We start from the raw sequence: 16237 nt of genomic DNA on the forward strand, positions 1-16237 counted from the left end.
CAATCCCTATACTTTAACGATGATATTCATCGTCTCAGACGCTACTTCTGTGGGAAATCACCCTTTTCCCTAGCTGTAAGCATGTTTTTCATCACTAAGGTGATGAATCCCAGCAATCCCTATACTTTAACGATGATAAACATCGTCTCAGATTAACAAGCTCTACCTTTTCACCATCGGAATTTTCCGGACAAAATCTCGGCCCCGCTAGCACAAAAAAGGGGGCTAGATTACTCACCCCAAAGTTCTCATATGCAACAAAAAGAGGCTGCGCAGCAAACAACTGCTCAGCCTCTTCTTTTATACTTTTATGACCATTATCCGACTCTTCGCAATCCTACACCGCATCCCAACATTTACATTCAAAAAAATCAGTCACACTTTTGCACGCAGCTGCATATACATAATTGTTTGAATACATTCGACTGAGGTGGTTTTGAGATGTTAGCATTAAAAACCGGTTGTGAAAAAGAAGAAGTCGTTCACACATTATGTGAAATGGGATTGGATCAAATCGCAAAATGGATCATGGTATTACCTGAAGACAGGTGGGAAAACATGTTTCTCTCAACATGGCCAACACTTGCTAAAAAATGCGGCTTCAACAGATAAGCTGCTTTCTTTTACATAAACATACGAAAGACCATGTTGGCATTCGCTCTGTGCAATTCTTGCATAGAGCCTTTTTTGTCGTCATGGCCGTAAAACTCGATTATTTGTTTGGTGACCATCTTTTTAGCTTATGAATATTTCGTGTAAAAAGGCCCGTAAGAAACCGCGGAAAACCAAACTCAACCAGCTTCTGTTTCACCCGATCCTTCATCTGCTCTACGGTTAAATCAGGCAAAGTGAATTCACCGTTTTGGTAGCAATGACTGCAGTATACCTTGCTCTTCATGCCAGACTTCTCTGTTCCTCCGCCTTGCTCATCACGAGCGAGCGGCATCCCGCAGCTTTGACAGTTTTTATAGGTGTCCATGTTCTTTTACTCCTCCTAAAAGCTTCTCTTATTATCATACCAACAAAGCATTCAATTGTAACGAAAAGCCGACTATTATCTATTCGAGCGCTTTCATAGCAGGATAGTAGCCACTCGCAAGCGAATCTACTAGAGATAGATTGTCAATTTCAATTAGAATAGTAATAGTAAAAACTTTAAGGAGGACTGTTGTGAAGCCCGTCACAGTGAAAGATTTGGTTGAGCGTTTCTCGCTCGAAGTACTTGCCGGACATTCGGAACTGCACCGCCCGATTACCAAAACAAAGGCACATCGCCCTGGACTTGAATTTGTCGGCTATTTTGAATATTTCCCGCAAGCGCATGTTCAGTTGTTAGGCAGGAAAGAAATTACCTATTTGCACAGTCTCAGCGAGAACGAAAGAAATCTTCATATCGGAAATATTGTCAAATATCACCCGCCTTGTTTCGTCGTAACGAGAAACCAAGAAGGTTTGAAATATTTAACCAAATATTGCGAAGAAGAGAAAATCCCGCTCCTCCGTACGGCTGCCCATACGAGTAAATTTCAAGACTTAGTTGATTTATATTTAAGTAAATCGCTAGCTCAGGAGATTGCCATCCACGGTGTTTGTGTCAATGTCTCGGGGATTGGCATTCTGCTTCGCGGTAAGTCTGGAGTTGGCAAGAGCGAAACCGCCCACACCTTAATTCGCAGAGGGCATCGTCTCGTTGCCGATGATATTGTCGTACTGAAGAAGATTAGCCCCGAGACCCTTCTCGGCACCCATAATGGGAAGACGAAGGAATTCCTGGCGCTGCGCAGCATCGGACTGATTAACGTCTCGCGGCTTTACGGCCGCAAAGCCTTTCAGGACGAAACACGGATCGTGCTTGATATTGAACTTACGAAGTGGCAGGAGGATGCGCTCAACAACGATTTGGAGCTTGAACCCTGTTTCACCGAGTATATGGACATTAAAATTCCACATATTGAAATCCAACTTCAACCTGGACGTGATGTTGCCGGACTCGTTGAAGCCGCGGCCAACAACTGGTATTTGCGTCAGCAAGGGTACCGTGCTGCTGAGGAATTCATGCAGCGTCTGCAAAATGACACCGATTAAAAGAAGCCGTCCCATCCTAGGATGAGGCGGCTTCTTTATTTAGCTTTTTCTTTTTTCGTTAACCAAGTCGGGGTATTGATCCTGACCGTGATATCATCGCGGTCTTTGTGAACCATAATTTTCCAGACCTTCACTTGCCATAGCTGATACGGATACAGGATAAACGAAAGTCCCACCATGATGAGAAAGATGTGATAGTGCTTCACACTGATAAGATCCGCTATGCCAAGCTTTTCCTCAATCCGATGAAATACAAAGGCATAAAAAGCATCTAGCAACAGATTAGCAACGACATATAACCAAAACCGCCCAAAAGTAAAGTGAAAAACCCACATCGTTCCGACAAGAAAAACCCCATAGGCAAAGGCTGTATTTGTCACATAGCCCCATGGAACGATGGCATCTTTTAATATCCACAACTTATATGTATAGCCAATCTCATACACGATCGTGACCAAAAGAGCGGAGAAAATACAGACAGGCATATACCTGTAAATACTTTTCTTCTTCATCAAAAATAAAGATAACCAAGGCAGCACAAATCCTGACCAAAGCAGTAATTTATTGAGTATGTTGACAACCTCCCCTACGGTTTAGTTGATTTTACCATTGCCTGATTTCGTCCGTCTTATGCATGGTTTTGGCTCCCTCAGCTCCGTGTTTGGCTTATCACGATACAGGTACGGCCTCAAAACAACCTCTCGAATCGAAAGCTGTTAGTGGAGGTGCTTCTTATGCGCAAAAGATTAACAATCACGATACTTTCTATTACCCTAGTCGTTTTGATGCTTTGTGGGTGGACGGCCTATGCGGCAACTTCACCTAACACGTCGACTTCGACTTCCGTCCTAGGGACATTCAAATCCATCGCTTCGGATACTGTCACTGTAAACACAAATACCGGTGATCAAACAATTCCATTAGCCAAATCCGTATGGGTTTACCGTGATGATCAAAAGGCCCAACTGACTGATTTAAAGCCTGGTGATCAGATCGAACTAATCGTTAATAGCAAACAGCAAGCTGCCTATGTGAAAGCGACCTCAACTACTACTGGTGCACCCGTGACAGAAGCCGTACCAGCGACACCAGTGACCCCTGAGCCTACAGCGACACCAGCTTCGCCGGGTGCGAGCGAGCAACCTGGAGCAGCTGTGCCCAATGGACCAGTATCCAACACACAACCAACTTCCCAGCAGAATAATGAGGTTTATCCTAACTTGGAGGACATCGACCTGAAGGTGGATGGCAAGCATTTCAAACTGCATATTACACAAACCAAGGGTGCTAATGGCATCTTGTATGATCTGAATATTAAGCCTGAAAATAGCGGTACGATTCATCTCAAAGGGGACCAAGCCGCTGCATGGATCAAAATGCTGCTTGCTTCCGTCGACCTCAAATCTTCCAATGCTGAGCAGGCACTAACACAGCTGCTTGCCGAGCACTATAACTTGGATGCAAGTAAATTAAATATCCATATGAAAACCAAATGGGAGCAAGAACAAGCGCCCAATACGCTAAAGCAGCAGGATTCCCAAAAAGATGAGAGCGCGCAAAAAGATGATGACGAAGATGAAGATAAGGACAAAAATAAAGACAAAGACGACAAAGTCAAGTACAAAGACAACGATAGAAGCAACGGCAATAAGAACAACAGCAATAATAACAACAAAGAAAATAACAACGCTAAATCCAAAGCGCACGGAAACAGTGAACATTCTGGAAAAGACGATGATCGTAAAAAGAGTGACAAGTAAAATCGCAGCAGCCACAATGATCACTAACTCATAAAACAGAAGTCCCGAGCTTTTGTGCAAAAATGATGCACTTTTTACAGGTTCTCGCACTGTAGAAAGCCCGCCATCGCAATAAAAGCCGCCGATATCCATTAAGGATGTCGACGGCTTTTTGCTGTTTTATCTTTTCTTCCCCTTGCCGTGTCCGTGCTGACTTTCTTTTTTGTCTTCCTTATCGCGATCGTCTGACTCTTCAGATGAGTTCGAATCCTTAGCAGTTTGAGTCCCTGCACCCACAAACGGCATATCAAAAGGAACAACAGGTGACTGAGCCAAGGCCCGATTCATCATCTCGCGAAATAAAACAGCAGGAACAGCACCGCCGGATGTCGTTAAGTAATGCTCTTTATCCGTACGGTCATAACCGACCCACACAGCAGCCGTTAGCTCTGGTGTGTAACCAACGAACCACGCATCTTTAGCACTTCCGCTGCTTAAGCCTTCGAATTCCTTCGTCTGCGGCAGCTGCGTTGTGCCAGATTTACCAGCAACGGGACGATTCATAGCTGCATTCTTACCTGTTCCCTGCGCAACAGCCACTTGCAGCATTGACGTCATCGCATAGGCTGTTTCCGGCTGCATCACGGTAGCACCCTTCTGGCTTGCCCCAACGAGCAAATGACCGCTGCTCGTTTCGATCTTCGTGATGGTATGGGCTTGATGCAGTACCCCCTTGGCGGCGAAGGCGCTGAATGCTTGCGCCATCTGCAGCGGTGACACCCCTTCTGAGAGTCCGCCAAGTGCGATGCCAAGCTGACGATCCTGAGCCGGTAAAGTAATGCCCAGGGATTTAGCAAATTGGAGTCCACGATCAATCCCTATCTCGTGAAGCAGCCAAACTGCTGGCACGTTCCAAGAAGAAACAACCGCTTCCTGCATCGTCACCTGTCCTCTCGTTTGGTGATCCCAATCTTGTGGCTGGTAGCCTTCGATGTTCAAGGGACCGTCATATAAGATGGAATTTGGCTTATAGCCATTCTCCATCGCTGGTCCATAGACAACAATCGGCTTAAAAGATGACCCAGGCTGTCTCTTCAACTGCGTTGCACGGCTAAACCCACGGAAGACTCCTTCTCCTCGTCCTCCAGCTAATGCGCGAATCCCACCGGTTCGCTGATCAACGATTGCAGCTCCGCTTTGAATGAGCTGATCTGGCTTGCTTTCCGGAAATAGACTCTCGTCTTTATAAACATCCGCAACTGCATTCTGCACCAAGGGATCTAGCTCCGTCGTGATTCGCAAGCCGCCCGTCAACAACTGTTCTTCTGTAAAACCATACTCATTAACAGCTTCATTAATGACCGCATCCACATAGGCCGGATAGCGTCCCTTCAACTCATTGCCTTTATCGGATTTAACGACACCTAGCGGTGAAGCTTTGGCTTTCTCGTAATCCTGCGCGGTGATTTTACCTTCATCACGCATCAGTACAAGCACAGTGTTCCTTCGCTCGAGTGCCTGACCTTCATCCTTAAAAGGTGAGTACCGGCTAGGAGCCTTAGGAAGAGCGGCAAGAACTGCTGCCTCTGGCAAGGTAAGATCCTTCACATTTTTGTTGAAATACGTTCTAGCCGCTCCCTGTACCCCCCAGCTCCCTTCCCCGAAATAAATGCTGTTTAAGTACATCTCCAGTATTTCATTTTTACTGTAGGTTGTGTCTATTTTAATCGCATAAGCGGCTTCTCTCAGCTTTCGACCCAGTGTTTTGTCCGCATTGAGAAACAGATTACGGGCCAACTGCTGCGTAATCGTACTGGCTCCCTCCGAATAGCTCCCTCGCAACACATCGCGAGCAACCGCACGGAAGATAGATCTGACATCAATCCCCGTGTGCTCATAGAATCTTTTATCTTCCACAGCCACAACCGCATCCGTCAACACCTTCGGTAATTGTGAAAACTGGACAGGCTCAATTTTTGAAGCAGATAACTGCGAAGCTGGTTTACCATTCTTATCCAGCACAAGTGTTGACTCTGGCAGCGGCTGGCTTAACTTCGATACATCGAGTCCACGAATGTAGGAATAACAAGCCACAAATACAATCACACAACCCATCAGTACAATAACGCTGAAAATTTGCCAAAACCTTTTTTTCTTCCAGAATGCTTTAAACATCTTACCTTCCTCCTTACGTACGCTTATATATATTCGCAGGATTCCTGCAGTTAGCGACGCACGAGGGAAAGGAACTCTTACCAATTTTAACGACGAATAAAGCCCCCCAGCACATAAAAACAACTGAAGAGCCCCTAATTTAAAATTTATTATTTTTAAGCGATTGAGGTTGGTGCTCCGAAAATACTGGTGTATCCGCTGATGTCGCCCAGGATACGTTCTGCTTCCTCATCGTTCATGGAACCATATCGTTCCACGGCATCGACGATTTTAGGGAACAAATGAATGTCTCCTGCGCTTGCGAATCCACACACACTAGGGAAAGACAACACAAAATGTACACAAGCATCTATCATCTGCTGCTGGTCAAAAGGTTCATACCATGTCGCATAAGAACGCTTCTCCCCTTCTCCCCATGGAGCCTTAGCAATCGCTTTGATGACCCTGATAGCTGCATTTTGCTTATTGGCTTCTTCCATGAGTGCATCGAAAGATTCCCGATACTCCGGCAAACTATACATATAATAATTGAGCGGCAGCAGTACGGTTGCGAAAGGAAATCGATGTAATGCTTCCAAATGTACACTCGGAGCATCATGCCCATGTCCAGTTATGCCAATCTCTTTAACAAAACCTTCGGCTTGCGCTTCCAAGGCTGCCTCCAAAGCACCGCCTTTTTCTGTGCAGCGGTCTAACTCTTCCATAGAGCCTACTGCATGCAGTTGAAGTAAGTCTACAGAATCAACCCGCATCCGTTCCAGAGAGCGATAAATTTCTTCTTTCGCTTCCTTCTTCGTTCTTTGCCCTGTTTTCGTAGCTAGGAAAATATCCTTGCGAATTTGACTGATCATAGGGCCCATACGGACTTCTGCATCCCCATAACTGGCAGCTGTATCAAAATGGTTAACCCCATGCTGTAAGGCAAAAGAGATGGATGCATCCGCTTCCTCTTGCGTCACATTACCGAGACTTGCTGCACCAAACATAACGACTGAGCTTTCGTAATTCAAACGACCTATTGTTCGTTTCAACATGAATGAAGTGCTCCTTCCTTATTGTTCTTACTCTTCTCCACCATATCATTTACTTGGCCAAGAATACAGTTCTTCACTGAAACTAGATGCAAAAAAAGCTTTTGGATACAAACATCCAAAAGCTTTCTACCGCTACCTCAATGTATGCCTATTAATACGTTGCCCCTTGCAAGAACTTAACTCGTTCACCCATTGGCGGAATTTCATTGCCATCCACAATAACTTCAACAACCACAGGACCTCCATGAGAAAGCCACTCTTGCACATGCTCTCCCTGTAGTTGATCCAGGGATCTAACCTCGGCATGGCGCAAGCCAAGCGATTGGGCAACACCTGCAATACTAACTCTCTCTTGTGAAAAGTCTTCAAGACATCTTTTGTACTGCAGCATATGACCATGATAAACCATCCCGAGACGGGCATTGTTAATGACGACAAAAAGAATCGGAAGATTATATTCCTTAGCGGTTAGCACTTCGAGACCATGCATGAAGAAACAGCCATCGCCTGTAATACAGATTGTTGGTCGAGTCGGTTCCGCTAATTGTGCTCCTAATGAACCTCCGATTCCAGAGCCCATGCCTCCGAAATTGATATCAATATCGAATTCTTGTCCGCTCTCGATCAATAAGTTTTGGATCGAATAGGTCATGAATTCACCGATGTCTAGGAAGAATCGAGCATTCTTCGGTGCTGTCGCACTGAGACGACGGATTGCCGACAACGTATTCCATTTCTCTTCGGCATGTTCGGAAGCTGCTGCTGCTTCGCCTAGCCCTATGAATGCCTCGCTTGCATATGATTTATCTTGTATATCAGCCGAAAGCTGATCTAATAATTCCGCAATGACAAGCTTGATTTCACCATGTACAGGATACTGGGTTTCGTAGCACTTCCCTAATTCACTTTGATCGTAATCAATGTGAATTAGCTCCCTATTAGCAACCAATCGCGGTTCCCAGTTGCTTGTTGCTAGCTCGCCTAGGCTTGAACCGATGATCAGCAGTACCTCATGATCGTTACCGTTCAAGTACTCACTCGCTTTGATATTCGCTGATAAGCCATATATCCCTAAGGAAAGCGGATGATTTTCGGGAAAGGCCCCTTTTCCGCGTGGTGTTGTTGCCACTTTCCACTCAAGTGTTTCAGCCAACTGTACGATACTGTCAGAGGATGCTTTAGCGCCATTACCCAACAGAATCGCTCCACGTAGACCTGCTGCTTTGATTCGCTTAGCAGCCGCTTGAGCGGCTGCCAAATCCATCGTTGGCTGCTGAGTTGGTGGTAACACCGGAAGCTCTCTTTCGCCAATATCCGTCATTTGAATATCAATAGGAATCGCCAAATGCACAGGACCTGGCACTCCGCTAATCGCTGTGTGATAGGCCTCTGCCAGAATTTCTGGCAGTTGATTAGGGTCTAGAACCGTTCGGCTCATCTTCGTAATCGATGCAAAGATCGGCTCCGCATACAGCTCTTGCGCGCCCCCCTTGCCCATTTTACCAGATGGCACTGAGCCTGTGATGAATATAACAGGAAGCTTTTGCTTCCAAGCATTCGCAGCTGGAGTCACTAGGTTCGTCGCTCCCGGTCCGCTAGATGCCACGCAAATCGATGGAAGTCCTGTAATTCTCGTATAAGCACCTGCCATGTAACCGGAGCTGTTCTCATGCTTAGCTACAATCGGCTTAAGCTCAGGAATGTCCAAAAGGGCGTCATAGACCGCATTGATTGAGCCTGCTGGAATACCGAATACATATCGCAAACCTTGCTGCACTAAAAATCTCAATCCTACTTCAATCGCCCGCATATTGGTTACTCCCTTCCTTTAGGTAAAGTAAATTTGAATACCGAACCTTGACCTTCGGTGCTCTCGAACCAAATCCGACCGCCATGCAGTTCGATAAGCTGTTTTGAAATCGCAAGACCTAGGCCTGTCCCATTAATTTGATTATTGGCTTGATAGAATTTCGTGAAAATGTTTTTCTGCTTCTCATAAGGGATACCGATACCGCTATCATGTACTTCAACCGTAAGTACCGTTTCTTCGAAAATCGTTTTAATGGTAATCACACCCATAGGGGGTGTAAATTTAATCGCATTGGAGAGTAAATTCAGTAAAATCTGTAGAATGCGTTGTTTATCGACGCTTACAATCGTATTCGTTTCTGCATCTGATTCAACAACCAGAATCAGCTTCTTCTTATTGATTAAAGACTGCACAATATGAACGGATTCCTTGATGATTTCTTTGAAATCAGCTTCGGTATACACCAATTCAAATTTACCGTTTTCCATTTTAGCGAAATCCAGCAATTCATTCACTTGATCCAGCAAACGCTCGATCGACTTGGACGCGATATCTAGTAAATCCTTCTGCGAATCGTTGAGACCACCAAGAATTCCTTTGCTTAGTATGTCTACAGATCCTTTAACCGCTGTAATCGGCGTACGCAGCTCATGCGAAAGTGTCGCGATGAAATCGCTTTTCAACTCATTCAGATGCTCTAGCTCTCGCACTAGACCCTCTAGCTTGAAGTTAGCATGCTGCAGCTCTATAGAACGCTCATTGACGGAATGATCCAATGTCTCCGTATGCTGGGCATTCGAAAGCGCGGTAGCTGTAGCATCAGAAATCGATTGGCAGAATTCCAATATGCTTGCTTCATACTTCCTTGGTTTCCCGATAGATGGAATCGCAACGACACCGTATACGGAACCTTTAGCCACGAGCGGAAACACCATAATACTCCGGATATCAAAAGAGACGAAGGCTTTATGATTTGGCCGCGGATCCGCGTACACATCCTCGATTGCCGCTGATTTCTTCTGTGTAATGACTTCATACAAAAGGCGGTCATTTTCAATGGTTAACTTGACTTCTCTATGCTTAACCTTCCATTCGTCAACCGTTACATTCTCAGAAGACAATTGGTAGGGCTCAATGGTATGCTCTTTTTCATTATATAGATGAATACCGATATCCTTAGACCCACTGGCTTTACGCATGTAGTGGAAAAAAGTGTTCAGAACATCTTTGACTGACAATGACTCTGATAAAGCTTTCGTCGCGTCAAGAAGAAGCTGCTGCTTCTCCATCAGAAGCTGCCGTTGTTCGAACATGCGGATGTTGCGAATCGCCACACTTGCCATGTTAACAAAAGCTTCCGTAACTTCCATCTGCTCCTGAGTAATATTCATCGGTTTTCCGAAATCGTGGACGAAGACAAGCCCAAACACATCATTTTCTACAATGACGGGAATCCCGAGGATTGATTTAATTTTTAACAATTGTCTCTTGGATTGATCCAATCTCAGATCAACACTCGTATCCGAGATATAGTCACTAGCTTGGTTTCGTAAAATATCCCTAACAAACTCATCTTCTCTAGGATCAATGAGCAGCTCCGTAATATCCACAGGCAATTTATTGCCTTTATATCCTTGAAAAGTACCATCCGGTTGCTTCAAGAAAAAACCAACAAGATCTGCTTGAGTTATCTCTCCTGCTATCGCGTCAACGAAGACTTGCAGGATTTCTGACATTTCAAACTGAGAATTAATGACCTTCGTCATTTGAAATAATTTTTGAAAACTTTTCAATTCCATGACCATGCCCCACCCATTCCCCTTTTATTAGCGAATCTTTATTTGATGTCTTCCATTATTCTTGGCCCCAAGAAGTGCAGAATCAGCTTGCATAATGATTTGATCGAACGAGGTAGGATCGAAATTATTCGTCAACCCTATGCTCACTGAAAATTCCTGTGATTTATGCGGTGCCAGGCTAACCTTTAAGCCGTCGACAGCCTTAATGATACTATCTGCAATCTCTACACAGTTCACTTCATTTTGGAGTAAGACCAAGAACTCGTCCCCGCCATACCGAAAGGCTAGATCATGCTCGCAAGAGATTTTCGACGTTATGATCGTTGCTACTTCTCTCAAGACTTGATCCCCAACCAAATGACCATAGTTATCATTAATGTCCTTAAAATAATCCATATCGACCATCATAGCGGCTTGAAATTGCTTGGTTCCCTCTTTGATCATCCGAATGGTAATATCCAAGTATGCTCGATTATATAAACCAGTTAGCGCATCCACATACACCAATTTAGCTAATTGTTTATTGTCTTTCTTCAAATTTTTAACCTTCGCTTTTTGGTGGAGGGCAATTTCAACCTTCCGTTCCAGCACATCCAGATCGAATGGTTTGGTCAAATAATCAATAGCTCCTAATCGAAGTCCTTGTAAAATGTCTTCCTTCTGTGCATTTGCAGATAAGAAAATAATTGGGATATCAAAGTCGCTATCGGCTATTAATTGTTTGCATATTTCAAATCCAGTCACTTCAGGCATCATCACATCAAGTAAAATAAGATCAGGTGCCGTCTCTTTGACCATAGAGAAAGCTTCTTTACCATCCTCAACCGTGATGATTTCATAATGTAACGAATTTAAAAATATACGCAGTATATTTAAATTATGGGGTTCGTCATCGACGATAAGAATGCGACATTTCATTAATCTATCCCAGCTTTCATTACTAAAATAGTTGCATGTTGATAACTTATTATCCATTCATTTGCATTTGCTCATCGATGATACTTAAGAAAATCCGCACTAATTCGTCATCAAACTGTTTGCCTGCGTGAATAAGAAGTTGTTCCCTGACTTCATGCACGTGCAGCGAATCTCGGTATACTCTCGTAGAAGTCATCGCATCAAATGCATCTGCAATACTTACAATGCGGACAAGCAAGGGAATCTCTTCACCTTGTAGATTGTCTGGATATCCTCTCCCATCCATGCGTTCATGATGCCATTTTACAATCGGCAGAAGATGCTCAACATCCGGCAAATCCTTTAGCAGCTCATAGCCAATTACAGGATGCTGGCGAATAACGTTAAATTCTTCATCTGATAACCGCCCAGGTTTCATCAAAATATGATCGGGAATTGCTATTTTTCCAATGTCATGCAAAAGAGCCCCTAACTTCAGGCGTTCCAGTTCAGCCTCACTTACCCCCGCCTTTGCTCCAAGTAAAGTAGAGTAAAAAGCGACATTATAACAGTGATCGACCGTGAAGCTATCTTTAACCCTCAATGTATTAAAAAGATTCTCGTAAGCTTTTTGTTTCAGCACTTGTCTCCGGAATTGAATCTTTTTAATCAATTGCTCCATATGCAGTTTAATGAGGTTGCACAGTTGCAATTGATCCTCTGTAAGTTGAATATCAGAAGGAAATGAGAATAATAAAGCCCCGTAAGAAGGACCATGCTTTATATGAAAACCGTATATACACTCGTATTTACTCATTAAAAGATAATTTTTCAAATGACTTTCTGCCTTATGTACAGATAAACGTATCCCATCGGGATTTCGGATAAAAAACTGAGTTTGGAGCACTATTTGCTGTAACTGGTCCATGACTGCGGTACTAATATTAACCGAATAAGATGCTGGGGTGCTCTGATGTTTCTCGTCTATAAGAAAGAGAGAGATATGTTCGCAGCCAATTGTTTTCTTGGCGATATCACTCAATTGTCCGATCGATTCGAAGATGGAATCAGAATTTATCACATTTTTAAAAAACAATGAATTCTGCATAGATGTACCTCTTATTCTTCTCAAATAAACTTCCCCAACTATTTAATTAGTACTAGTTCTTCTTAATAAGGAGATTCTCCTCTATTATAAATAAAAATTTCCATTATTTTAATATTTTTTTACTCATATCGCTAAATAATTACTCACTTTTTGTTAATTTCTTAGATTATTCTCTCGATTTCTGTCAGATGACTTGAATAGATCCCGCACAAAAAGGAAAAAGGCCAGCCCATTTCTATTGAAATAGGCTGACCTTTTCTAGTTATAAAGATCTAGTTAATTGACATAATCGGTTTAATGAGTGATAACAAGAGCTGTGTGTCCTCTTTACTAATTTGGGAAAAGGGGTTAGAGGGATTGTTGAGTGTTAATAGAATCTGCTTGATGTCGATTGCTGTAATTCCCATAAAGTATTTTTGCTTAAGCGCATATTGTACCTGATAGGACGAAGAATTGTCATAAATATAGACCGGTGAGCCATAAGGAGACAAGTGGTTATTATAGTCCATTGTATAGATGGATATAGAATTTGTTCCTTGTGGAATCATGATAGACGTCGGAATAGATAGCCTCCATGGTGCTCCTTTAGTTACATGACCTATTTCAACAGGACTCACATTATACCCTGTAAAATAAACATAGTATGCCTTAATGTTCGACTCATTGTTGTCCTGATTCCATGTGATATGTCCACGGATACTTCGATAGTGCTCGTCCCAATCTGTAAATTGAATTGTTGGGGGCAGCGGATAATAGGCGGGTATGTCATTCTCTTTGCCACTTTCTAGCACAGAGTATATCGCAATCTGCGTTGCGCCATTAGGGATTATGATAGGCTCGTTAATATTTAAACCGTTGTAATTCATATGGTTATCTATGATAGGAGGTTCCAAGGCAGAACCGATCAATTGTAATTTCGTTCCATTTGCATCGGTAAAATAAATCGTTTGACCAGCTAGCTGAAGGAGAACATTACGATCTGACGATACTTCCCATCTTAGCCAACCAGCTATTTTCCCTGCTTGCGGGTAATTCAGTTGCCCTTCGAAATTACTCGGCACAGGTAAATTCGATGTTGTAGTGACAGATATTAAGGGATCCGATAAACGATTATCATACATGAATACAATGGGCCAGCTTCCAGGTTCTTCTCCATTGCTGTTATTTACTACTACCCCGATTTCTACGATATCTGTTGGCAGCGTTGGCAAAGTAAACTGATAAGCTTTATCTGCCCTTTTTCCGACAACACCCAAATGATGGTATACATTTAATGCATTCTTTGTTCGATAGTATACACGGTACCCTGTAACTTGAGATTCATTCATAGAACCAGTCCAATTCAGCACTCCATCAATAACTCCGCCGGCCGGATTGGTATCTTTGAAGAGTAATTGACCAGGCGAATACAGGGACGATTTCCATATTGGACTTGTCACTTGAGCTAAGACAGATGATTCTGACTTCAACTCCAAGCCTATTCTTGTCGCTCCCACTGGGATGGGTATAGCAACAGGCAATGTATAAATATTAGCTTGAGGATTAATACCAGAATAAACATTACCAACTACCGTGTTATTACTATCAAAGAAATTAATATTTATTTGGCTATTCGATGGAATTGTACCGTATGTGCTCCAATAGACAGTCCCTTTAATTTGATCTAGAGAAGAGTATTCGAGAGGATCGTAAAAAAAATAATTCGTTATTCCAACCTGACCGTTGTTATGACCCAACGTTACGTCATGCTGAAAGTTACCACTAACTTGACCGCCGATATACGTATCATTGAAATATCCAGGAGCTGAGATGTAGATGCTATAATTTGCAACTGGTAAATTTTCTAGTTTACCATGACCGCCCCCGTCTAACTGAATTCGTAGAGGAAACGGTAAATCCTGTGAGGTAACAACAACCTTAGCTGAGCTAATTGGTTGTGACTCTGGATTTTTCACGGTGACTTCAATAGAAGCAACTGAAACACCTGAGCTACCCGGCAAAACCGCTGCAGAAACCTTTTCAAGATTAGGTAACGTTAGCAGCAATACGACTGAAACTATCAAAGCCGCAATCCATTTTGAATGACTTACTTTCATCTAACTCTCCCCTTAGACCAATAATCTGTTCTTATTCCATTCGACATGATTTGACAATATCCTCTATTTTATAGGTAAAAATAACCTCTCCCCAGACTGAAGTGCATCCGAGAAAGAGGCTTTCATTTAGATATATTTACAAAATTCTGCAGCTAGAGAGCAATCCTTGATCGCCTTCATTTACCCTGAAAATTTCTGCTTCGCTTCCTTAACGCTATTAACCTTCATCCAAACAGCCGCTCCAAGCAATGCTCCGCCTGTAAGTAAAAAAACAATCTGTATCCCCACCCATCCGCCGAGGAAACCGCCTATCAAAGGACCTGCCATCATGCCAAATTGGCTCGAGGTTTGATTTAAGCTAATCGCTCTTCCCCGAAATTCAGCATCAGAATATTTCACAATGAGAGCGTTCAATGCAGGATAGACCGCGGCAAAAAACAATCCATAGCTAAAGCGCAGTAGACCAAAAGCGATAAGGTTATGGGTCCCTAATTACAGCAGATTACCAATTCCCCCGCCAATTAACCCTATAAATAGCGTCTTATCGTAACCGATTCGTTGTCCAATAATGCCCCAATGGGACCCCATAATGACGGTAGCCACGCCCACAGCTGAGAAAATAATGCCCGAACTAAGGGAAGCACCTTTCGCACTCCCACCAATCTGAACGACATAAATGGTCAGTAATGGCTCCAATATCATAACCGAGGTAGCCACTAATAGGGTCATCCCAAAAACCCACATTAAGCGCTTGTTAGCTGCCGCTTGCTTCAAGTCTAGTATCACGCTTGGACGTATGCCATCTGTTTTTCGATGAACTTCTTTGACACCCACTAGAGCAATTACGGCAGATATTAATATGATGTAACCAGACACCATGAAGCACACCCGTGTACCCACCCAATGACTCAGCATGCCTCCAAATAATGGCCCAAGAATGCTCCCGACCGCAGTCGCAGTTGACATCACACCAAGTGCATAACCCACTTCCTTCTCTGGTGTATTCGTACTGACTAACGCAATGGAAGCTGGTATGTATCCGGCCATAAGGCCCTGCAAAATGCGAACGAGAATGAAGGCATAGGGATCATTGACGAAATAATTAATGAAGTAAACAGCACTTAAACTTAATCCAGAGCGAATCAGCATGGGCTTCTTGCCATATTTATCGGCCAATGATCCCCAATACGGTGCGATCAACGCGCTCGCCAGAAAGCTGACGGAAAAAGTAATCCCCGACCAAGCTTCAAGCCCACTATGTATATCTAAATCCTCTTGCCACCACCTTCATTTACTACTATACAACATCAATGCAATTAATCGAATCGGCTAACTGTATGAAAACACAAAAAAAGCATAATCTAGCAGTGAAATCACTACTAGATTATGCTTTACTATGATCGGGACGACACGATTTGAACATGCGACCCCCTGCTCCCAAAGCAGGTGCTCTACCAAGCTGAGCTACGTCCCGGAACTGCTATGTAAATCTAA

Annotated in this window: 14 protein-coding genes and 1 tRNA gene; 3 read left to right on the forward strand and 12 right to left on the reverse strand. The window is 43.4% G+C overall.

Annotated elements, in window-relative coordinates:
- Window positions 1–441 precede the first annotated feature (441 nt).
- On the forward strand, window positions 442–612 hold the full coding sequence (locus GC102_RS12070) for a hypothetical protein (RefSeq protein ID WP_156410997.1): 171 nt from the start codon (window positions 442–444) through the stop codon (window positions 610–612).
- 100 nt (window positions 613–712) lie between these two features.
- On the opposite strand, the gene GC102_RS12075 is transcribed toward GC102_RS12070, so the two are convergent.
- Complete coding sequence (locus tag GC102_RS12075; RefSeq protein WP_171642674.1) at window positions 713–979, reverse strand: zinc ribbon domain-containing protein; 267 nt, start codon at window positions 977–979, stop codon at window positions 713–715.
- A gap of 191 nt (window positions 980–1170) precedes the next feature.
- Here GC102_RS12075 and hprK point away from each other — a divergent pair, with 191 nt between their 5' ends.
- Window positions 1171–2085 (forward strand): HPr(Ser) kinase/phosphatase, encoded by a 915-nt coding sequence (gene hprK, locus GC102_RS12080; protein WP_171689760.1) that lies wholly within the window; start codon window positions 1171–1173, stop codon window positions 2083–2085.
- A 35-nt stretch (window positions 2086–2120) separates the two neighbouring features.
- Here hprK and GC102_RS12085 read toward each other — a convergent pair whose 3' ends face one another.
- Complete coding sequence (locus tag GC102_RS12085) at window positions 2121–2600, reverse strand: hypothetical protein (RefSeq protein WP_171689761.1); 480 nt, start codon at window positions 2598–2600, stop codon at window positions 2121–2123.
- A 219-nt stretch (window positions 2601–2819) separates the two neighbouring features.
- On the opposite strand from GC102_RS12085, the gene GC102_RS12090 reads away from it, so the two are divergent.
- The gene (locus GC102_RS12090) at window positions 2820–3845 is read left to right on the forward strand and encodes a hypothetical protein (RefSeq protein WP_171689762.1); all 1026 of its coding nucleotides are present in this window, start codon (window positions 2820–2822) and stop codon (window positions 3843–3845) included.
- A gap of 159 nt (window positions 3846–4004) precedes the next feature.
- Here GC102_RS12090 and GC102_RS12095 read toward each other — a convergent pair whose 3' ends face one another.
- The 10 genes from GC102_RS12095 to GC102_RS12140 form a co-directional block, all read right to left on the reverse strand.
- Window positions 4005–5999: a transglycosylase domain-containing protein gene (locus tag GC102_RS12095; protein WP_171689763.1), complete on the reverse strand. Its 1995-nt coding sequence runs from the start codon at window positions 5997–5999 to the stop codon at window positions 4005–4007.
- A gap of 155 nt (window positions 6000–6154) precedes the next feature.
- Window positions 6155–7033 (reverse strand): aldo/keto reductase, encoded by an 879-nt coding sequence (locus GC102_RS12100; protein ID WP_171689764.1) that lies wholly within the window; start codon window positions 7031–7033, stop codon window positions 6155–6157.
- A 151-nt stretch (window positions 7034–7184) separates the two neighbouring features.
- Complete coding sequence (locus tag GC102_RS12105) at window positions 7185–8843, reverse strand: thiamine pyrophosphate-binding protein (protein ID WP_171689765.1); 1659 nt, start codon at window positions 8841–8843, stop codon at window positions 7185–7187.
- A gap of 5 nt (window positions 8844–8848) precedes the next feature.
- Complete coding sequence (locus tag GC102_RS12110; RefSeq protein ID WP_171689766.1) at window positions 8849–10642, reverse strand: GAF domain-containing sensor histidine kinase; 1794 nt, start codon at window positions 10640–10642, stop codon at window positions 8849–8851.
- A 27-nt stretch (window positions 10643–10669) separates the two neighbouring features.
- Window positions 10670–11560 carry a GGDEF domain-containing response regulator gene (locus tag GC102_RS12115; RefSeq protein ID WP_171689767.1) on the reverse strand — a complete coding sequence of 297 codons (891 nt, stop codon included), beginning with the start codon at window positions 11558–11560 and terminating at the stop codon, window positions 10670–10672.
- Between the two features lie 49 nt (window positions 11561–11609).
- Window positions 11610–12647 carry an HD-GYP domain-containing protein gene (locus GC102_RS12120; protein ID WP_171689768.1) on the reverse strand — a complete coding sequence of 346 codons (1038 nt, stop codon included), beginning with the start codon at window positions 12645–12647 and terminating at the stop codon, window positions 11610–11612.
- A gap of 272 nt (window positions 12648–12919) precedes the next feature.
- Window positions 12920–14743, reverse strand: a complete 1824-nt coding sequence (locus tag GC102_RS12125; RefSeq protein ID WP_171689769.1) for a carboxypeptidase-like regulatory domain-containing protein — start codon at window positions 14741–14743, stop codon at window positions 12920–12922.
- A 180-nt stretch (window positions 14744–14923) separates the two neighbouring features.
- Window positions 14924–15217 carry an MFS transporter gene (locus GC102_RS12130; protein WP_312883237.1) on the reverse strand — a complete coding sequence of 98 codons (294 nt, stop codon included), beginning with the start codon at window positions 15215–15217 and terminating at the stop codon, window positions 14924–14926.
- An 18-nt stretch (window positions 15218–15235) separates the two neighbouring features.
- Window positions 15236–16006 (reverse strand): MFS transporter, encoded by a 771-nt coding sequence (locus tag GC102_RS12135; protein ID WP_312883238.1) that lies wholly within the window; start codon window positions 16004–16006, stop codon window positions 15236–15238.
- A 137-nt stretch (window positions 16007–16143) separates the two neighbouring features.
- Window positions 16144–16217: transfer RNA gene (locus tag GC102_RS12140), tRNA-Pro, on the reverse strand.
- Window positions 16218–16237 lie beyond the last annotated feature (20 nt).

This window comes from Paenibacillus germinis (genome assembly GCF_013141785.1).
Taxonomy (GTDB): Bacteria; Bacillota; Bacilli; order Paenibacillales; family NBRC-103111; genus Paenibacillus_E; species Paenibacillus_E phytorum.